This window comes from Bacteroides sp. 1_1_14 (assembly GCF_000162515.1).
Lineage (GTDB): Bacteria > Bacteroidota > Bacteroidia > Bacteroidales > Bacteroidaceae > Bacteroides > Bacteroides thetaiotaomicron.
Genome location: NZ_GG774703.1, coordinates 405154 through 426242 on the forward strand (window position 1 = coordinate 405154; position 21089 = coordinate 426242).

Annotated in this window: 13 protein-coding genes, 1 tRNA gene and 1 pseudogene; 7 read left to right on the plus strand and 8 right to left on the minus strand. The window is 44.8% G+C overall.

Annotated features, from left to right (window positions below; translation table 11 throughout):
• The first annotated feature begins 104 nt into the window (after window positions 1–104).
• Together HMPREF9007_RS19325 and HMPREF9007_RS19320 are read left to right on the plus strand one after the other, a co-directional pair.
• Window positions 105–192, plus strand: a tRNA-Ser gene (locus HMPREF9007_RS19325).
• A gap of 174 nt (window positions 193–366) precedes the next feature.
• Window positions 367–1374 (plus strand): beta-ketoacyl-ACP synthase III, encoded by a 1008-nt coding sequence (locus tag HMPREF9007_RS19320; RefSeq protein WP_008760442.1) that lies wholly within the window; start codon window positions 367–369, stop codon window positions 1372–1374.
• 50 nt (window positions 1375–1424) lie between these two features.
• Here the strand turns inward: HMPREF9007_RS19320 and nuoE are convergent.
• From nuoE to nuoF, 3 genes and pseudogenes are all read right to left on the minus strand, one after another.
• Window positions 1425–1902, minus strand: a pseudogene (nuoE, locus tag HMPREF9007_RS0124730) (NADH-quinone oxidoreductase subunit NuoE).
• Window positions 1903–1920: 18 nt separating this feature from the next.
• Complete coding sequence (locus HMPREF9007_RS19315; protein WP_008760444.1) at window positions 1921–3687, minus strand: NADH-dependent [FeFe] hydrogenase, group A6; 1767 nt, start codon at window positions 3685–3687, stop codon at window positions 1921–1923.
• Window positions 3688–3698: 11 nt separating this feature from the next.
• Window positions 3699–5606 carry an NADH-quinone oxidoreductase subunit NuoF gene (gene nuoF / locus HMPREF9007_RS19310; protein WP_008760445.1) on the minus strand — a complete coding sequence of 636 codons (1908 nt, stop codon included), beginning with the start codon at window positions 5604–5606 and terminating at the stop codon, window positions 3699–3701.
• A gap of 581 nt (window positions 5607–6187) precedes the next feature.
• Between nuoF and HMPREF9007_RS19305 the strand changes: the two genes are divergently transcribed.
• From HMPREF9007_RS19305 to HMPREF9007_RS19295, 3 genes are all read left to right on the plus strand, one after another.
• The gene (locus HMPREF9007_RS19305) at window positions 6188–8944 is read left to right on the plus strand and encodes a heparinase II/III family protein (protein WP_008760446.1); all 2757 of its coding nucleotides are present in this window, start codon (window positions 6188–6190) and stop codon (window positions 8942–8944) included.
• A 144-nt stretch (window positions 8945–9088) separates the two neighbouring features.
• Window positions 9089–12382 (plus strand): alginate lyase family protein, encoded by a 3294-nt coding sequence (locus HMPREF9007_RS28050; protein WP_022470146.1) that lies wholly within the window; start codon window positions 9089–9091, stop codon window positions 12380–12382.
• A 211-nt stretch (window positions 12383–12593) separates the two neighbouring features.
• Window positions 12594–12965 (plus strand): hypothetical protein, encoded by a 372-nt coding sequence (locus HMPREF9007_RS19295; protein WP_008766743.1) that lies wholly within the window; start codon window positions 12594–12596, stop codon window positions 12963–12965.
• Window positions 12966–13070: 105 nt separating this feature from the next.
• Here HMPREF9007_RS19295 and uxuA read toward each other — a convergent pair whose 3' ends face one another.
• Window positions 13071–14258 (minus strand): mannonate dehydratase, encoded by a 1188-nt coding sequence (gene uxuA, locus HMPREF9007_RS19290; RefSeq protein WP_008760449.1) that lies wholly within the window; start codon window positions 14256–14258, stop codon window positions 13071–13073.
• 12 nt (window positions 14259–14270) lie between these two features.
• Window positions 14271–15086, minus strand: coding sequence for an SDR family oxidoreductase (locus HMPREF9007_RS19285; RefSeq protein WP_008760450.1), 816 nt, complete (start codon window positions 15084–15086; stop codon window positions 14271–14273).
• Window positions 15087–15298: 212 nt separating this feature from the next.
• Between HMPREF9007_RS19285 and HMPREF9007_RS19280 the strand changes: the two genes are divergently transcribed.
• Window positions 15299–17248 (plus strand): glycoside hydrolase family 97 protein, encoded by a 1950-nt coding sequence (locus HMPREF9007_RS19280; protein WP_008760451.1) that lies wholly within the window; start codon window positions 15299–15301, stop codon window positions 17246–17248.
• On the opposite strand, the gene murQ is transcribed toward HMPREF9007_RS19280, so the two are convergent.
• Genes murQ through HMPREF9007_RS19265 form a run of 3 tightly spaced genes read right to left on the minus strand, consistent with a single transcriptional unit; the run spans window position 17232 to window position 19219 of the window.
• Window positions 17232–18065, minus strand: coding sequence for an N-acetylmuramic acid 6-phosphate etherase (murQ, locus tag HMPREF9007_RS19275; RefSeq protein WP_008760452.1), 834 nt, complete (start codon window positions 18063–18065; stop codon window positions 17232–17234). The genes HMPREF9007_RS19280 and murQ overlap by 17 nt on opposite strands.
• A gap of 10 nt (window positions 18066–18075) precedes the next feature.
• Window positions 18076–18459 carry a DUF3037 domain-containing protein gene (locus HMPREF9007_RS19270; protein WP_008760453.1) on the minus strand — a complete coding sequence of 128 codons (384 nt, stop codon included), beginning with the start codon at window positions 18457–18459 and terminating at the stop codon, window positions 18076–18078.
• Complete coding sequence (locus tag HMPREF9007_RS19265; RefSeq protein ID WP_008760454.1) at window positions 18437–19219, minus strand: HipA family kinase; 783 nt, start codon at window positions 19217–19219, stop codon at window positions 18437–18439. The genes HMPREF9007_RS19270 and HMPREF9007_RS19265 overlap by 23 nt, the downstream gene beginning before the upstream one ends.
• Before the next feature lie 152 nt (window positions 19220–19371).
• On the opposite strand from HMPREF9007_RS19265, the gene HMPREF9007_RS19260 reads away from it, so the two are divergent.
• Window positions 19372–20982: a hypothetical protein gene (locus HMPREF9007_RS19260; protein ID WP_008760455.1), complete on the plus strand. Its 1611-nt coding sequence runs from the start codon at window positions 19372–19374 to the stop codon at window positions 20980–20982.
• The last annotated feature ends 107 nt before the right edge of the window (window positions 20983–21089 follow it).

Sequence of the window (21089 nt, forward strand, 5' to 3'; positions counted from 1 at the left end):
AAAGCAGCTTTTGGGCTGCTTTTTGTTTTTATGGAGGGCGACGCCTCCGATGTTGTGAAACGAAAACGGGAGCGTTTTCTTAGTGTTTATTGAGTTTTTTGAAAGGAGAGATGCTCGAGTGGTTGAAGAGGCACGCCTGGAAAGCGTGTATACGCCAAAAGTGTATCGCGGGTTCGAATCCCGCTCTCTCCGCTGAATCTGAAATTTAGTCAAAACTTCTCGTTCTTTAGCCAAAAGTTCTTTTCATAGGTCAAAGTGTTTGGTATTTCTAGTACTCTTCTCTTGTATATCATTCTCTTTTCTGTATATTTGCGCCCGATATTTTTTTTGAGATATCACATTTTTGTAATTCTGAAAATAGACTTGATGGATAAAATAAATGCGGTAATTACTGGGGTCGGGGGATATGTGCCCGATTATGTGCTGACTAATGATGAAATTTCTAAAATGGTGGATACCACCGACGAATGGATCATGGGGCGTATCGGCATAAAAGAACGACATATCTTGAATGAAGAGGGGCTTGGAACTTCGTATATGGCCCGTAAGGCCGCCAAGCAGTTGATGCAACGCACAAAGAGTCATCCCGATGATATCGATCTGGTCATTGTCGCCACTACTACTTCGGACTATCGTTTTCCTTCAACGGCATCTATCTTGTGCGAAAGACTGGGCCTGAAGAATGCTTTCGCTTTCGATATGCAGGCGGTTTGCAGCGGTTTCCTGTATGCGATGGAAACGGGAGCGAATTTTATCCGTTCGGGAAAATATAAAAAGATTATTATTGTAGGTGCTGATAAGATGTCATCCGTAATCGATTATACGGATCGTGCCACTTGCCCTATCTTTGGCGACGGTGCGGCCGCTTTTATGCTGGAACCTACTACGGAAGAGGTCGGCATCATGGATTCGGTGCTGAGAACGGATGGTAAAGGGCTGCCTTTTCTGCATATAAAAGCGGGAGGGTCCGTATGTCCTCCTTCCTATTATTCATTGGATCATCATCTGCATTATATTTATCAGGAAGGCCGCACGGTGTTCAAGTATGCCGTAGCGAATATGTCGGATTCCTGTGAAGCTATTATCGCCAGAAACCACTTGACTAAGGAGGATATTGATTGGGTGATTCCCCACCAGGCTAACCAGCGTATCATTACCGCTGTGGCGCAACGGCTGGAAGTACCGTCCGAGAAAGTGATGGTCAACATCGAACGTTATGGCAACACCAGTGCCGGCACGCTTCCACTTTGCATCTGGGATTTTGAGAAAAAACTGAAGAAAGGCGATAATCTGATATTTACCGCATTCGGTGCGGGATTTGCCTGGGGAGCGGTTTATGTGAAGTGGGGATACGACCCCAAAGAAGATGCGTGACATATCGGATACCCGATACGTCACATCCTCTTTTGAAGGGCGGGGGAGACTTATTCCAGTTCCTCGATAATCTTCTTCACATCCACCGGTTGCAACCGTCCGTACACCTTTTTCGCCGATCATCACTACCGGAGCCAGTCCGCAGGCGCCTACGCAGCGCAGGCAATCCAGCGAATACTTTCCGTCGGGGGTGGTTTCTCCGACTTCGATGCCGAGTACCCGCTTGAACTCTTCCAGCAACTTCTCCGAACCACGTACGTAGCACGCCGTGCCCATGCAGACGGAAATCGGATGCTTTCCTTTGGGAGTCATCGTAAAGAAGGTGTAGAATGTCACAACTCCGTAGACTTTCGACACGGGGATTCTGAGTTTGGAGGCTATGATCCGTTGCATCTCTTCGGGCAGATAGCCGTGCAGATGTTGCGCTTCATGCAAAATATTGATTAATTCGCCCGCATTGTTCCCGTGCTTGTCGCAAATCGTCTTGACTTGTTCCACCACATCGCAGGCTAGTTTGATATCTGACATAATAGTACTTGTTTAAAGTTAATCAATCGATTTGTTGAAATAATGCGTGTGCAAGAGCATTTCCGATTTCTCACCCAGCGGTTTGCCGAGGTATTCTTCATACAGTTTCTGAATATACGGGTTGTCGTGAGATTTGCGCAAAGGTTTGTTGGCATCTTCCCGGTAAAGGGCGTTGGCACGGGCGTAGAGAACGTCCGAGTTGCCGTGATGCAACGGTTGCCCGCCACCTCCGATGCAGCCGCCGGGGCATGCCATGATTTCGATGACATGATATTCATTATGTCCGTTTCGTATATCTTCCAGTAAGTGCCTTGCGTTGCCTAGTCCGTGTGCGATGCCTACTTTCAGTTCAAATCCGTTCAGGTCGATGGTGGCGCGTCGGACACCGCTCAGTCCGCGTACCTGTTCAAAGTTGACATTCTTCAGCGGCTGTCCGGTGTAGATTTCATAAACGGAGCGCAGGGCGGCTTCCATGACACCACCCGTCGTACCGAAGATGACACCGGCGCCGGTCGATTCTCCCATAGGGTTGTCGAACGGGCTGTCCAGCACGAGGGTAAAGCCGATGTTGGCTCGCTTTATCAGGCGTGCCAGTTCGCGGGTGGAGATGGAGTAATCGACGTCGGAGACACCGTTTACTTTGAACTCGTCGCGGTCACATTCATATTTCTTGGCCAGACAGGGCATGATGGAGACAACTACCAGCTTTTCGCGGGGGATTCCCATTTTCTCTGCCCAGTAAGACTTGGCGATGGAGCCGAACATCTGTTGTGGAGAACGGGCGGTAGAAGGGATATCCAGCATATCCGGGAAGTGGTGCTCGAAGAAGTTTACCCAAGCCGGGCAGCAGGAAGTCAGGATCGGAAGCCGGACGGATTTATCTCCGTCCAGATAGCGTGTCAGTCGGTTCAGGATTTCGGAACCTTCTTCCATGATGGTGAGGTCGGCGGCAAAGTCGGTATCGAATACATAGTCGAAACCCAGTTCGCGGAGGGCGTAAACCATTTTTCCGGTTACCAGTGTGCCGGGAGGCAAGCCGAATTCTTCTCCCAGGGCGGCACGTACGGCGGGGGCAGTCTGGACAATTACGATCTTATCGGGGTCGGCCAAATCGTCCAGAAGGCGGTTGGTGTAATCCCGTTCGGTCAGTGCGCCTACCGGACATACGGCTACGCATTGACCGCAGTAGGTACATTCGCTGTCTTTCATCATTCTGTCGAAGGCAGGGGCTATCGTTGTGTTGAATCCGCGGCGGATGGCTCCCAGTGCGCCGACTGTCTGTACATCGTTGCAGACGCTTTCGCATCGGCGGCAGAAGATACACTTGTCCATGTTGCGCACAATGGAGGAGGTCACTTCCCGTTTGCGGGGAGAAAGTTCGCCGCCGTTGAACGGCATTTCACGGATGTTGAAACGCAGTGCCAGTGTCTGGAGTTCACAGTTGCCGCATTTGGGACAGGTGAGACAGTCGTTGGGATGATCGGACAGGATCAGTTCGGCTACCACTTTCCGGGCGTTCATCACGCGTAGGGTACTGGTTTTCACCACCATCCCTTCCGTGCAACGGGTAGCGCAGGCGGGAGCCAGATTGCGGCGTCCTGCCACTTCGACTACACAGATGCGGCAGGAAGCGGGATTGTTCTTGATACAGGTTCCTTTCAGGTCGATGTGACACAGCGTAGGTATGTTGATGCCGATTTTGCAGGCGGCTTCGAGGATCGTGCTTCCTTCGGGTACGGTGATAAAGTGACCGTCTATCTGGAGGGTAATTTGTTTTTCTTCCATAGCAGTAGATTTTAGCAGACAAGAATAGCTTTGAATTTACAGCGTGCCATGCACATGCCGCACTTGATACATTTCTCGGGGTTGATGACATGAGGTTTGCGTACCAAGCCGCTGATGGCATCCGCCGGACAATTCTTGGCACACAGGTGGCAACCGATACAAAGTTCCGGATTAATGGTATAGGTCAGCAGGGACTTGCATTGTTTGGCGCGGCAGGTCTTGTCTCTGACATGTTCCAGATATTCGTCACGGAAGTTGTCGAGGGTAGACAGTACCGGATTCGGAGACGTTTGTCCCAGTCCGCAGAGTGCCGTGTCTTTTATCACCCGTCCGAGGGTGGCAAGCGTGTCCAGGTCTTTTTCCGTGCCCCGTCCTTCCGTTATCTTGTTCAGCAGTTCCAACAGGCGTTTGTTGCCGATACGGCATGGGGTACATTTACCGCAGGATTCTTCGACGGTAAAGTCGAGATAGAAACGGGCGACGGATACCATACAGTCATCTTCATCCATCACGATCATGCCTCCCGATCCCATCATGGAACCGGCTGCCAGCAGGTTGTCGAAGTCGATGGGAGTATCCAGATGTTTCTCCGTCAGACAGCCCCCCGACGGACCGCCTGTCTGTACGGCTTTGAATTTCTTTCCTCCCTTGATGCCTCCGCCGATTTCGTAGATTACTTCCCGCAGGGTAGTTCCCATCGGTACTTCGATCAGTCCGACATTGTTGATCTTTCCGGCAAGAGCGAAGACTTTGGTGCCTTTGGAGCGTTCCGTTCCGATGGAGGCGAACCATTCGGCGCCTTTGGTCAGGATAATGGGAATATTGGCGAGGGTTTCCACATTGTTCACATTGGTCGGTTTGCCCAGATAACCGGATTCGGCGGGGAAAGGAGGTTTCAGGGTCGGCTCTCCCCGTTTTCCTTCCATCGAGTGGATTAGGGCGGTTTCCTCGCCGCAGACGAACGCGCCTGCTCCGTAACGGATCTCTATGTCGAAGCTGAAATCTGTCCCCAGGATGTGGTCTCCCAGTAATCCGTATGCACGGGCTTGCTCAATCGCTTTTTTGAGGCGGTTGATGGCCAGCGGATATTCGGCGCGGATGTAGACCAGTCCTTTGGAGGAACCGATGGAGTAACCGCAGATGCACATCGCTTCTACAATAGAGTGCGGGTCGCCTTCCATGATGGAGCGGTCCATGAAGGCGCCGGGGTCGCCTTCGTCGGCGTTGCAGACAACGTACTTTACGTCCGATACCTGCTTACTGGCAAATTCCCATTTCAAGCCGGTGGGGAAACCGCCCCCACCGCGTCCCCGCAGGCCGGAGCGTTTGATGACGTCGATGACGTCGGCAGGCTGTTTGTTGAGAAGGCAGTCGGCCAGTGCGAAGTATCCTTCACGGGCGATGTATTCTTCTATATTTTCGGAGTCGATGAATCCGCAGTTGCGCAAGGCGATGCGGAGTTGTTTCCGGTAGAAGTCCATGTGTTTGGAGTCACTGACAGTTTGTTCGGTCTTCGGGTCTATGTAGAGCAGCCGTTCGATTCTTCGTCCTCCGATGATGTGTTCGCTGATGATTTCCTCCGCATCTTCGGGAGTGACTTGGGTATAGAACGTATTGTCAGGAATGATCTTTACGATGGGGCCCTTTTCGCAGAATCCGAAGCAGCCTACTGTGATGACGTCTACTTTGTCGGTTATCCCGTTTCTTTCAATGGCTTTTTGAAGATTTTCAGTGATGCCCTGACTGGAAGAGGCTTTACAACCGGTACCTCCGCAAATAAGAATCTGGAGGTGTGCTGTTCCGGACGCCAGCCCGCAACATTTTTCGGAAACCTTTTCATTACTTTCTTCGCGCAATGAAAGATGGTGCTCCGCTCTCTTCCTGATTATTTGCAAATCATGGATAGATAGTATTTTCATAAGTATCAGAATTGTTAGATTTCTGCAAATATAATTCTTTGTTCGGAATTAACGCTTTGTTTAGAGAAAATAAATATTCTTCTTTGGTGTCGGCTTGCAGAAGTATGGTATGAAATCTTTATTTTTAACACTTTTAATAGGCGGTGTTAACTATAATAGTAGCATAAAAAAATTATCTTCGCATCGAAAAAGGGCGGATACCCATATGAATCCAACGATAGTTGGGGAGATTCGCAAGAACATTGTGGAGTGACTTATGGGGACCTGCCGGTACTGTATCTGAATGGGGAAATGCTCCTTGTATGAAGTATATATAGCTTGATGGCAAGGATGTACAGCAAGAGTTCCGGCGGGGACGGGGAAACGTAAGTTGCCTCCCTGATACAAAGGGAAAAAAGGGGATTGTGATAGCCTGTAAGTGGTATGCTTGCAGGCTATCTTTTTTGAGTATACTTGAATGTCCGGAGTATGAAGGCAGTCCGTACCGGTGAAAATAAAAACGGGTTTTCTGATACCAGTTAGGTAAATAATTCCTTATTTTCGTATTAAATACGTAGCAAACGTAAATAAGAAATGGAAGTATGAGACGAATTTTGTTAGGATTGTGTGTGCTTTTTTTCCTGAATGCGCACGGGCAGGAGATTCCGTTGCCGGAGAAGATGCCGCAGGATCATCCGAGAGTGCTGGCTACCCCGGAAGGAAAAAAAGAAACATGGAAGTTGATCAAGAAGGAAGCATGGGCACAAGATGTCTTTAACAAGCTGAAAGAACGGACGGAAGTATATACGCGACGTACGGAAAGTCAGCCGGACTGGTTATTATCCCGTTTGGCCATGTACTGGAAGTCGCATGCAACGGAAGTGTACGTGAAAGGTGAGGTGTTCGACCATGCCGGAGGCGCGAAGGCACCTGCCCCGACAGTTCGCTATACCGGAACACGAGGGACGGCCGCTACGCACGGTCGACCTAAACTGGAAGATGTAGTACCTTATGACGATAGTGCGGAAGGAAACGTGACTTTCTGCAACAATGCCTTGGAAGGCCGTCCGCAGGAAAGTGTGCATGCGTCCAAGACCGGGCGCAATATTGAGAGTCTGAACTGTGAGATTCTGGGAATTGCCCGTGACGCCGCTTTCCTCTATTGGATGACGGGAGAAGAAAAGTATGCCCGGTTGGCTGCCGGTGTTTTCGATACTTATATGACGGGAATCTATTACAGAAATGTTCCTGTTGACCTGAATCACGGGCATCAGCAGACACTGGTGGGGCTGACTTCTTTTGAAGTGATCCATGAGGATGCTTTGCATATCGTTGTCCCTTTGTATGACTTTCTCTATCATTATCTGCAATCCAACTATCCGGATAAGATGATGATTTATGCTGGCGCATTGAAGAAATGGGCGGATAATATTATCACCAACGGAGTCCCTCATAACAACTGGGATTTATTGCAGGCACGATATATCATGAACGTGGGACTGGTGCTGGAAGATAATGAAGAGTATGCGGACGGGAAAGGACGCGAATACTATATTGACTACGTAATGAACCGTTCGAGCATCCGCCAGTGGAGTCTGACCAAGCTGGCCGATTACGGCTTTGACTCCGAAACGGGAATATGGGCGGAATGTCCGGGATACAGCAGTGTAGTCATCAATGATTACGCGAACTTCACCCATCAGTTTGACCATAATCTGCAGTATGACTTGGTAAAGGCAATGCCTGTGTTGGCAAAAGCCGTAGCGGCCACTCCGCAGTATCTTTTTCCGAACCGGATGATCTGTGGTTTCGGAGATACGCATCCAAGTTACTTAAGTACGAACTTCTTTATCCGGATGATACAGAATGCGCAGGCAAACGGAAAGAAAGAGCAGGAACGTTACTTCACCGCTTTGCTGAAATGTCTGAATCCGGAGGAAGGCAGCGAAAAAGATAGCAAGAAGAATGTACGGGCTTCTGTCAATTCTTTCTTTGAGGACAAGCCGTTGGTGCTGGACCCGAAGGTGGAGGCGGGGAAAATCGAGGATTATGTATCTCCTCTGTTCTATGCCCCCAACGTATCGTGGCTGGTACAGCGCAACGGGATGCATCCGCGCAACAGTCTGATGATTTCTCTCAACGCAAGTGAAGGCAATCATATGCACGCGAATGGCATTTCGATGGAGCTTTACGGAAAAGGATACGTGCTGGGACCGGATGCGGGTATCGGACTTTTCCTGTATAGCGGTCTGGACTATGCGGAATATTACTCTCAATTCCCCAGTCATAATACGGTTTGTGTAGATGGCATTTCCAGTTATCCGGTGATGAAAAGTAATCATTCTTTCGATTTGCTTTCCTGTTTTCCGGCTTCGGCGGAACCGGGTAAAGGATTTACTTCCGTCACCTATAGTCAGGTAGCTTTCCGTGAGCCGGAGAGCAGGGCGGATCAGACTCGACTGATGGGCATTGTTACTACCGGTCCGGAGACAGGGTATTATGTGGATGTATTCCGCAGCCGGAAAGAACGGGGAGGCGATAAAATGCACGATTATTTCTACCATAATCTAGGTCAGACAATGACACTAACGGCTGCCAACGGCACGGACTTGAATTTGCAGCCTACCGAAGAACTTGCTTTTGCAGGTGCCCATCTTTATGCTTATTCCTACTTATATGATAAGAAAGTGGCTACCACCGGTCAGGATGTGAAAGTGACTTTTACCATCGATATGAAGGATAAAGGCGGAGATGATATTTCCATGAATCTCTGGATGAAAGGAGAACCGGAACGGGAAGTGTTCACCGCACTGTCACCGATGACCGAAGGATTGAGCCGGACTCCCCATATGCCTTATAATATAAAGGAGCAGCCTACGCTCACCTTCGTTGCCCGGCAGCATGGAGAAGCATGGAACCGTCCTTTTGTTGCTGTTTATGAACCAAGTACGCAGAAAGAGCCTTCGGCTATTCAGTCAGTCTCTTACTTTGATGCGGAAGAGCCCGGCTTGAAAGATTTTGCCGGTATCTGTGTGGAAAGTAAAAACGGGCGTACTGACCATATTTTCTCTTTGACGGATTCGTCGCAGACCGCAACCTATCAGGGAATGAAAGTGAAAGCGGACTATGCCGTAATCAGTAACGAATATGCGGGAAACCGGACGCTGTTTATAGGGAACGGAACGCAACTGATTGCATCCGGTATCAGTATCCAGACTTCGGAGGCTGCTAATGTGCTGCTCGAAAAGAAGCAGGGAAAATGGTATATTCTTTCTTCTGCCCCCTGTAAGATAGTGATTGACGGAAAAGCGGTGCAATCTGGAATAACCACCGAATTGACGTTGTCGGCTGTACAATAAGAATCATTGTTAGATGAATAAACATATCATTGTTTTAATTGAACGATTGTTGTTTTGCGAGTTTTCATAAATATCTTTGATAGAGAATAGGTGAATCGTCTTTATTGTTCGTAATACTATAAAAGAATTTTATTCGGTAATATCATGAAGAAATATTGGTTCTTATTATTAGCTGCATTATTAGGTGGTGCAACTTGTATCTTTGCTAAAGACACACTTGCAACCTGGAAGGCTCCCGCAGGAGTTGCTTTAAATAGTGATTTTACGGTTAAGGTCCGTTTGCAAGATGGAGTCTGGCATACCTTATCTTCTTATCTGATTAAGGTGGATGAGGTAAGAGATACACGACATTATGTAGAAAATGCTTCGATGGCAATTTTTGATTTTACAGGAAAAGTGGAAGTAGCCGTAACCTATAATTTGGGAGAAGTACAGACGGCAAAAGTCCGTCCTCTCTCGTATGATATCCCATTTCAGATCGATGGTAATACAGTAACTTTTACATTAGAGCATCCTCGAAATTTGTCAGTAGAAGTAAATGGGGATATTTTTCATAATCTTCACTTATTTACAGGATCTCCGGAAAGAACGATTCCGGACAAAGATAATCCGGAAGTAATTTACTTTGGTCCTGGAATACATACAGTTAAAAATGGGGAATTGAGAGTGCCATCCGGTAAGACTGTGTATCTGGCAGGAGGAGCTGTTTTAATGGGGCGTGTCCTAATCGAAAACGTACATGATGTAAAATTGCTAGGAAGAGGAATTATCGATCATTCTATAAAAGGAGGTATTCGTATTGCGAATTCCCGAGATGTCTATGTAGAAGGAATTGTTGCTACTCAATGTGCGACAGGAGGGTCGGAAAATGTTACTATCCGTAATGTCAAAAGTATTAGTTATTATGGGTGGGGAGATGGCATGAATGTTTTTGCGAGCAATAACGTATTATTTGATGGTGTCTTCTGCCGTAACTCAGATGATTGTACAACTGTTTATGGCACTCGTTTGGGATTTGAAGGAGGTTGTCGGAATATAACAATGCAGAATTCCACTCTTTGGGCAGATGTAGCCCATCCTATTTTTATTGGAATTCATGGTAATTCTAAAGCTCCCGAAGTTTTGGAAGATCTGAATTATATTAATATTGATATATTGGATCATAGAGAGAAACAAGTCGATTATCAAGGATGTATGGCTATTAATGCAGGTGATAACAATTTAATACGCAATGTTCATTTTGAGGACATCCGTGTTGAGAATTTCCGTCAGGGGCAACTTGTCAATTTACGTATCTTTTATAATGAAAAATACTGTACTGCTCCCGGAAGAGGAATTGAGAACGTATTGTTTAAGAATATATCCTATACCGGAGAGAATGCGGAACTTTCTATTATTGAAGGATATGATGAAAAACGTAAGGTAAAGAACATACGTTTTGAAAATTTGAAAATAAATGGAAAATTGATTGATGATAATATGCCGGACAAACCTCGGTGGTATAAGACTTCAGATATGGCACGCATATATGTAGGACCTCATGTGGAAAATATTGTTTTTACAAGTGATGTAGCTCAGTCACAACGTCGTTTTGTTCATCCGGGTATTACTTATACGCAAGGTGACCTCGATCGTATGAAAGCAATGGTAGAAGCCAGACAAGAACCTTATTATTCTACCTTTTTGAAATTGAAGGAGTCTTCTTATTCATCACTTGATGCACCTGTGGTGAATCGTGGAGAGCAAATAAAGGAAGGGCGATTTAATGCTACAATCGGGGTGGATGGGCGTCGTGCTCATGATTTAGCTCTTCTTTGGCACTTGACAGGAGAAGAAGCCTATGCACGTAAGGCTGTAGAATATTTGAATGCAAATTCTTATTATACTAATACTAGTAGCCGTGGTACAGGACCGTTGGATAATGGGAAAATTTATTTGTTGATTGATGCGGCTGAAATGATGAGAGATTATTCTGGATGGACACGGCAAGATCAGCAACGTTTCAAAGATATGCTGGTTTATCCGGGGTATAGTAATACGGAAAATTATTCTGCTAAATATGCTAATTATCTGGATGATACAAAAAATGGAGTAACTTTTTATTGGAATATCTATAATTTTGATGCAGCGCGTTTCGGTAATCAAGGATTGTTTGCAGCACGCAGTATGATGGCAATGGCTATCTATCTTGATAATGAGATAATGTATGACCGTGCTTATCGCTATTTACTGGGAATGAAACATCGTAAAGATGATTTGCCATATCCTTCAGGACCGGCTATTTCCAGCGATCAACCCATTCATGTTTCTCCTACTATGATTGATTATAAATTGTTACAACGGAAGAATGATATTCAGGATTATGGTTATGACGAACAGCTTCAATATTATATTTATCCTAATGGTCAGTGTCAGGAATCCAGTCGTGATCAGGGACATGTATTAGCCGGGTTGCACAATTATGTTGCTATTGCAGAAATGGCATGGAATCAGGGGGATTCTTTATATAGTAGTTTGGACAATCGTTTATTGCTCGGGCTAGAATGGAGTTATCGTTATAACCTGTCAAGTATTCAATCTTACAAAAAACAGGAAACACCTTGGGAGCCAACAGGATTAACAAAGGATATGAATGAAGTCACATTTGATAACGGGAAATATCTCCAGATAAAAAGTCGTAGCGGACGTTGGGAGTCTGTGAATATCTCCTCTCATGGACGGGGAGATGTTGCCGGGACAGGAGGAACCAGAGAAATGGCATTGGCACATTATGCGGTGCGTAGTGGATTACCGGCTGAAAAATATACCTGGTTACAGCGTTATCGTGATTATATGATAGAACGTTATGGATGTGAGAATTGGGGAGTAGCCCCGAATTGGTTTTATGAGTGGACTGGTTGGGGGACTTTAACTAAGCGACTGACCCCTTGGATGGCAGGTGATCCGGTTACTTTTTCTACAGGTAAGCGAGTTTCCGGTTTGCATCAATTGCCCAGTACAATTTTGGCTGCTGATTATGATTATTATTGTATATCAGAAAATCCTGAAGGGCATACCTATCATAATATAGGGACAGTACGTGGAAATGAGTATCGTCCGGATGGAGCAGTTGAATTACAGAAAATAGATAATAAATACGTAGTGGTTCAGGTAGAAGACGGCGAGTGGATGAATTATACTGTCAATATCCCTAAAAGTGGAGCTTATGCTGTTTATCTTACTTATTCGGCAAATTCCTCTTCACATGTAGCAATGGCCTCTGATCAGGGATTAGAAATCTCGTCTTCGATCCCTTCTTCTAAAAAGTGGAAAGAAACAAAACTTGGCGAACTTTCACTTTCGGCTGGTGCCTGTGTATTGCGTTTACGTGTTGACAAGGCCGGACAAAAGTTATGTCTCAGTGCTTTCCGATTGGAAAAAGTAGAAAGGGATAGATAAAGTGGTGATATGATATAAGTATGTGTGAAGCATTTTTTAGGGAGTAATTAACGTATTACTTAAGTAATTTGTAGGAAAATATAGAAAAAGAACAGAAAAATGATCATTATGATATTATAAATTACTATTTTTGTGCACTCTGTTACAGGATGATATTCTGATCCTGATAATTGAACCGTTGAGCATGTTTTATATTATAAATGATAGATATATGAAATTATTAATTTTTATTTCGTTATTTGGAGGCTTATTGTTAGCCTCTTGCGGTAGCAGTAGTTCACAAAAAAATGCAAGTACACAAGAAGTAAATCCGGCAGACACTATTTATTTAGGTGATTTACGTGAAAAATTTGAAGGAGATAGTATTTTCTTTAAGGTGGTTGCTCCTGACTTGATGCTGATGGATTACCAGTATTTCTGGGCGGCTACAGAGTCTGAAGCTGTGGAGAAAGGACTGACTAAAGAATATTATAAGCGTGTTAAGAAAGAAATTTCAGAAACCAATGAAGCAATTAAAAAAGGTGTAATGAAAGGTGCGGATGTAAAACGTATACCGGATTTCCAAGAAGGACAAAAGAAATAAATCGTTTCAAAGAGAAATTGATTATTGCTATGATAGATAAAAAGAAGGGAGATGTTAAATATGACTTCTCCCTTCTTTTTTGCATCAATGTCTGGTGAAAGAGAATCATAATTTCATCTGACGTTTTATTTCATCATCCACTACCGTCATCATACCCTCTACTTGCGCCAGTGCCAGCATACGTCCATAAAAAGAATAGCCTGGATTATACCCCTTGTCTTCATCTCCCAGCATCATTCTCCCGTGATCAATGCGCATAGGTAATCCCGGATTTTCTTTCTCAAAGATTCGGATAAGGTCAATGATATGTCCTCTTCCTGCCAGGTGAGAACTTTCAATGAAGTTTCCACCCGGCATGGCGGCTGTGCTGCGTAGGTGTATAAAGTGCGTACGTTTAGCAAACTTCTTTGCCAATTCGCGGGTATCATTGTGTTCGCCGGCACTCAAGGAACCTGCACAGAATGTCAGTCCGTTGTGCGGATTGTCTACTGCATTCAGAAACCAGGCTATATCTTCTTCATTGGTGACGATACGAGGAAGACCAAGAACCTGGAATGGAGGATCGTCGGGATGCACGCACATATTCACTCCGTATTCTTCGCAAACCGGCATAATGGCAGAAAGAAAGTGACACATATTTTCTCGCAGGATGTCACGGTTAATATCTTTGTACAAAGTTAACAACCGTTTGAAAAGGACGACCGGTTCTTTGTCTCCTTCTTTGATGTTCCCATTGACAAATTCTTGTGTCTTAACGATAATGGTATCAATCAGATCATCCTTCTCTTTTTCGGTGATCACTTGATCCAGTTCGGAAACTTTATGAAGTTCTTCTTCCGTATAATCCTTTTCAGCCCCTTCCCGTTCCAGTATCTTCATGTCGAAATAGGCGAAACGGATACGGTCATAATACAATGAGCTAGTACCGTCAGGGCAGAGGTACTGCAAGTCTGTACGTATCCAGTCGATGACTGGCATAAAGTTATAGCAAACAGTTTTTATTCCACATTTACCTAGATTGGTAAGGCTTACTTTGTAGTTCTCTATCAACTGTTCACGTTCTGTCCCACCATATTTGATCGCTTCGCATACGGGCAAACTTTCTACTACAGACCAGCGCAGTCCGTATGATTCTATATAGGATTTCAGAGCATTAATCGCTTCTATTGTCCATATTTCTCCGTTCGGTATGTCGTGCAAAGCTGTAACAATCCCTTCCACACCTATTTGCCGGAGCATTGGCAAGGTAATCTTGTCTTTCTTGCCAAACCATCTCCATGTTTTTTCCATCATAGTTTCTTCTCTTTATACGCCGCTGAATGCACTGAATCCACCATCGATAGGCAACATTGCACCGGTTACAAAACTGGCAGCTTCGCTACACAAAAATTGTACGGCACCGTTCAATTCTTTAATATCACCAAAACGGTTCATCGGTGTCTTGGCTAAAACCTTTTTGCTTCTGTCAGTCAGCGAGCCATCCGGATTGATAAGTACGCGACGGTTCTGATCGCCGATAAAGAAACCGGGAGCAATGGCATTTACACGGATGCCGTCACCATATTTCAGAGCCATCTCACTGGCAAGCCATTGTGTAAAGTTAGCTACAGCTGTTTTTGCAGCCGAATACCCCGGCACACGGGTGATGGCACTATAAGCAGCCATAGAAGACACATTGATAATGCAACCTTTTTTCTGCTCTGCCATCACTTTACCAAAGATCATAGACGGATAGACTGTACCGTTCATATTCAGACTGGTCACTTTCTCCCAACAGGAAATGTCCATATCATAGAAGTTCTGATCCGGTTCAAGAGTGGCTCCCGGCATGTTGCCTCCGGCAATATTCAACAGAATATCAATCTGTCCCCATTGGGTAACAATCTCTTCCGCTACTTTTTCCAGACTGGCGATGTCCAGCACGTCTCCAATAATACCGATAACATCCTGACCATATTGTTTAAGTTCTTCTATACGGTTGTCCAGTTGTTCCTGACGGATGTCGATAGCTACAACTTTTGCTCCCTGCTGTACAAAGTGCTGGGCGATATTTCCTCCCAACACACCACCTGCTCCGGTAATTACAGCTACCTTACCGGCAATACTAAATAATTCGTTCATGGTTTTATTTATTATTTATATGAATTGATGCAAAAGTAGCTGCTTTTTGAATGTGATGTTGTGCTTATTTTTGCAAGATGTTTGTTTATATTTGCAGAAATGTATGAAAGAAAAGAGACTTTTATAAAAAGAATTGAGAAGTAGTGTTTCTTTGGGAGACAGATTGAGTATAATAATTAATTCGTTCGTATATATTGGAAAAACGGATAAACATGAATTTAAATAGAATGAAGAAAAGTATCTTGCTTTTACTGTTGGTAATACCGACACTGACAAAGGCACAGAATGTGATGACAGAAACCCGCCGGGAACTGACTTCCCCAGACGGAGCGTATCGGTTCACCTTTTACCAGCGTTCGTTCGGAGAGGATAATGCACGAATGTATTATACGCTGACATATAAGAATCGTCCTGTAGTGGAGGAGGGTGAACTCGGTGTACAGATAGAGAATCAATTGTTTGAATCGGCATTGGGAGTACCAAATGATACTTGCTATTTTTGGTGCGAGAATCTGAAATTAACGGATACTGATCATCGGAAAAACGATGCAACATGGAAACCTGTATATGGAGAACGTGCCGAAGTTCGGGACTGTTATAATGAAATGACTTTAAAGTTTCGTAAAGGTGAGGGACAAGGGATGACTGAAGGCGGTTACGACAAACGTAAAAACTACTTTATGAATATTATCGTCCGTGCCTATAACGAAGGAGTGGCATTCCGTTATCATTTTCCGGAAACGACCAATGGGCTATTTTTACATATTACAGGTGAACGGACAAGTTTCACAATGCCTGAAGGTACAATGGCTTACTATGAACGTTGGGCACAAGGTCCTTATGAGCTTCGTCCCCTGTCAGGGTGGGGAAAAGAGGAAAGTGAACGCCCTTTGACTATGAAACTGCCAGATGGATTGACTGTTGCATTACTGGAAGCGGAGATGGTGGATTATGCTCGTGGAAAATTCCGTTTGTCTGCAGAGAAGCCTTCAACACTGGAAACTAGCTTGTATAGCAGCGTTGACATTATTTCTCCCTACAGTACCCCTTGGCGTGTCATTATGGCTGCCGAACGTCCGGTCGATTTGATCAATCATAATGATTTGGCTTTGAATTTAAATACTCCTTGTCGGATATCAGATATTTCTTGGATTAAGCCTGGGAAAGTATTCCGTTCTGGAGACTTAAAACAGGAGAAAGTAAAAGCAGCCATTGATTTTGCAGCGGAACGTGGCATTCAATATGTACATATGGATGCAGGATGGTATGGCCCGGAAATGAAAATGAGTTCGGATGCTACTACGGTTTCTCCGGATAAAGATCTTGATATTTCTGCTTTATGTAAATATGCAGAATCTAGAGGCATTGGATTAATGGTCTATGTCAATCAACGTGCTTTGGTTCAACAGCTAGATTCTTTATTGCCATTGTATAAAAAATGGGGATTGAAAGGAATTAAATTCGGTTTTGTACAGATAGGTAATCAGCATTGGAGTACGTGGCTACATGATGCAGTCCGTAAATGTGCGGAATATGAAATGATGGTGGATATTCATGATGAATATCGTCCAACCGGTTTCAGTCGTACCTATCCCAATTTGATGACGCAAGAAGGTATCCGTGGAAATGAAGAGATGCCGGATGCGACACACAATACCATTCTCCCTTATACTCGTTTTCTGGCAGGCGCAGGAGATTATACACTCTGTTATTTTAATAGTCGTGTGAAAAACACCAAAGCACATCAATTGGCAATGGCAGCCGTGTATTACAGTCCTTTGCAATTTATGTTTTGGTATGATAATCCTGCTATGTATAAAGGTGAGGAGGAACTGGAGTTCTGGAAAGCCATCCCGACTGTTTGGGATGAAAGTCGTGCATTAGATGGAGAAATAGGTGAATATATTGTGCAGGCTCGTCGTTCCGGAAAAGAATGGTTTGTGGGAGCAATGACAAATACAGAAGCGCGTACCATTACGTTAACCACGGATTTTTTGAAACCGGGAACGAAGTATATAGTCAACTTGTATGAAGATGACGACAAGTTGAATACACGTACAAAGGTTCGTACTACTCATAAGAAGATAAAAGCCGGAGATAAGCTAACTTTGAAGTTAAAGTCCTCCGGTGGTGCTGCACTGCATTTTACTCTTGCTGAGTAGAGTTGTGTCTGCGATAGGCCTCTATCGCAGACTTAACCGAACCGTGTAGCAACAGAAGTGCCTCAGCCTTTTCGTAGTCCAGATGGAGTTCTTCAATGATCATGCGCGTTCCCCGATCAATGAGTTTTTGGTTACTCAATTGCATATTGACCATTTTATTTCCTTGCACGCGTCCCAGTTCAATCATGATAGTAGTGCTGATCATATTCAGAATCATCTTTTGAGCAGTACCCGATTTCATCCGAGAACTTCCTGTCACATACTCCGGACCGACAATCACTTCTATCGGTACATCAGCTTCGGTAGCCATCGGCGAATTTGGATTACTGGTAATGCAGCCGGTCAGTATTCCGTGTTCCCGTGCTGTACGCATGGCTCCGATCACATAAGGAGTGGTGCCGGATGCTGCAATTCCGATGACTGTATCTTCACTATTGATATGATGCTGCAATAACTCTTCCCATCCGCGGGACATATCATCTTCCGCATTCTCGACGGGATTGCGCAAGGCGGTATCTCCTCCGGCGATTAGTCCGATAACTACGGTGGGAGGCATACCGAAAGTCGGAGGTATTTCGGAAGCGTCGAGTACACCTAAACGTCCGCTTGTTCCGGCCCCCATATAGAATATTCTCCCACCTTTTTTTACTCGGGGAATAATTAATGTGACCAGTTTCTCTATTTGTGGGATTGCTTTCTGCACGGCATCCGCTACTTTATGGTCTTCAGTATTGATATCTTCCAGAATCTCTTTTACCGATTTCTTGTCGAGGTCATCATAGAGCGATGGTTGCTCTGTTATCTTGATAAATTCCATGATTGATCATTTAAAGCACTAATTCTTTGAACAAACGCTCCAAGGTAGCATCCAAATCCTCGGAAAATCCGGGATGCGGGCGGGATACTTGTATACATGAGCTTTTTACAGCGGTCAGCCACCGGAAACGATCGGGGACATCCATGCTTGCTATCATTCCCCCTTCCTTACTACCCGAACAAATCCTGTCGAAGACATGCAGTCCTTCTTTCAGACAATTCATATCCAGTTCGGAAGAAAACAGTTTCAGTTTATTCTCATCTATCGTATAAAGTGATTTGAGGTATTTGCATCGTTTGGAGAACAGTACAATACCTACATTGATAAATTCTTCACGTTCTACTTTGGGAACGAAACGAATGGTTGCGTATTCATATAAGTGCCTTTCTTGCATGTTGCGCTTCATTTACAAATAGTTCGGAATGCTTGATCCTTTCCTCTAAAAATTGAATATAAATATCTCTCAGGTCTTGTGGAGTTTCCTGTCCTTCCGTCCAGTTCAACCAGTCGTCGGGGACGGTATTGACTATTTCCCGTATCTTATCGGAGGTTAGTAACTGTCTGAATGCCATATCTGTTTCTTTCAGTTGGTCGGCAAATGGCAATAAAACATGATCTTTTATCTGCACGAATGGGGTGAGTGCCTGTTGCTGCCAGTTGGTCCAGCTATGTTGGAAGTAAAGGGAAGCTCCATGATCGATCAGCCATAATTCTTTATGCCACATCAGCATATTGGTATTCTTGATGGTACGGTCCACATTTGTCAGAAAAGCATCCATCCACACAATCTGTGAGGCGGTTTTACCATCCACTTGATGTACGACAGGATCGAAGGTCAACGCTCCGGACAAGAAATGCAAACCGATATTCAATCCACGGCTCCATTGCAGTAAATCCTGTATCTCTTCATCTGCTTCCGTTCGGCCGAAAGCTTCATCTAAATTCAGGAAGATGATCTCCGGTACTCTGAAGCCCAGAGTACGGGCTATTTCTCCTCCGATCAATTCAGCGATAAGGGCTTTGGTTCCGTGCCCTGCTCCTCTGAATTTTACGACATATTTGAACTCATCGTCAGCTTCAGCCAAAGCCGGCAATGATCCGCCTTCCCGCAGGGGAAGAATATATCTAGTTACGTTTGCTGTACGTAAATCCATATCACTCCTTTCTTAATTGAGAATAAAGATACGACGTTTTTGTGAAATTGTCGATGAAAGAGTTCCTATAATAATAGTTTTTTTATATTTTTCGGTTGAGTATACTTTGGTTTCGTTACGTATTACATAAAATAACGATAAATGAATGGAACATGAAACTACTTCGATTTTTAGTATTTGGAATATTAGTGTTTATGTTATGGCCGGAATGTATAGCGGCGGAATGGCAGTGGTCTGTACAAATACCCGGCATTATTTCTAACGAAACCGATGATCATCCACAGGCATTCCTATGGATACCTTCCGATTGTGCCCAGGTAAGAGGTGTGATGATAGGTACTCACAATATGACAGAGGAAACCCTGTTTGAGAATCTTCTGTTTCGGGAGAAAATGTCCGAAATAGGTATGGGCTTGATCTGGATTACTCCGGGCTGGGACCAGAAATGGGATGTATCTGCCGGAAGTCAGAGGGCATTTGAGCAGATGTTGGAGGACTTTGCCGCTATCAGCGGTTACAATGAATTAAAATACGTTCCGATTGTTCCTTTCGGACATTCGGCGATGGCAACTTATCCTTGGAATTTTGCAGCATGGAATCCCGAACGGACATTGGCTGTCATTTCCTTTCATGGAGATGCACCGCGTACTAATCTTACCGGATATGGCCGTGATAACATGGAGTGGGGGAAACGTACTATTGACGGCATTCCCGGCTTGATGATCGAAGGAGAATATGAATGGTGGGAAGATCGCGTAAATCCGGCATTGGCGTTTCGCCTGATGTATCCCCGGAGTTGCATCTCGTTTCTTTGTGATACTGGGCGCGGACATTTTGATATTGCAGACCGTACAGCAGTATACCTTGCATTGTTTCTGAAGAAAGCCATGGAGTACCGATTGCCGGAAACGTATGATGTAGATAAGCCCGTGATGCTGAAGAAATTGAATCCGGAAAACGGATGGCTTGCCGAGCGTTGGCATCCTGACCAAAAGAGACGTGCTAAAGCAGCTCCCTTCAAACAATACAAAGGCGATCCGCATGATGCCTTCTGGTATTTCGATAAAGAGATGGCTGACATGACAGAAGAACGTTATCGTCAGGAAAGAGGGAAAAAACCGCAATATCTTGGTTTTGTACAAGAGAACAGCCTTCTTGCATATCACCCGAAGTCTCATGTGAAAGTTGCCGCCCGTTTCCTGCCGGAGGAAGATGGACTTACTTTTCATCTGAAAGCTGTATTTACGGATAGTCTGCATACAACCATCTCCGACGAACATTCATCGACCTTTCCCGAAATAACCCGCATCTGCGGACCGGTACAGAAGGTGAATGATACTACTTTTACTGTTCGTTTCTACCGCATGGGAATGTATAATAAGCGTCGCACAGGAGACATCTGCCTCTTGGCGAGTCATGACGGTGATAATCAATATAAAAGTACAGTGCAGGAACTTAGTTTCCGGATTCCTTACCGTAACACGGAGGGGAAACGACAGTATATACTTTTCCCAGGCATTGGGGATGTGAAGGCAGGGACGGAGTCCGTCACTCTTCGGGCTACTTCCGATTGCGGACTGCCTGTATATTATTATGTGAAAGAAGGCCCTGCGGAAATCGACGGAAACAAACTTGTATTTACTCCGATACCTCCTCGCAGTAAATATCCGTTGAAGGTGACAGTAGTTGCCTGGCAATATGGGCTGGCGGGAAAGGTACAGACAGCAGAGCCGATAGAACGAAGTTTCTTTATTTATCAATAATATGGAATAAAACGAAAGCTTACGGAACGATCAATCAGAATTAATTTCATTGTATTGAGTGTTGAACAGCGCTTATTCGTATCTTATTGAAAAGGATACAAAGAATG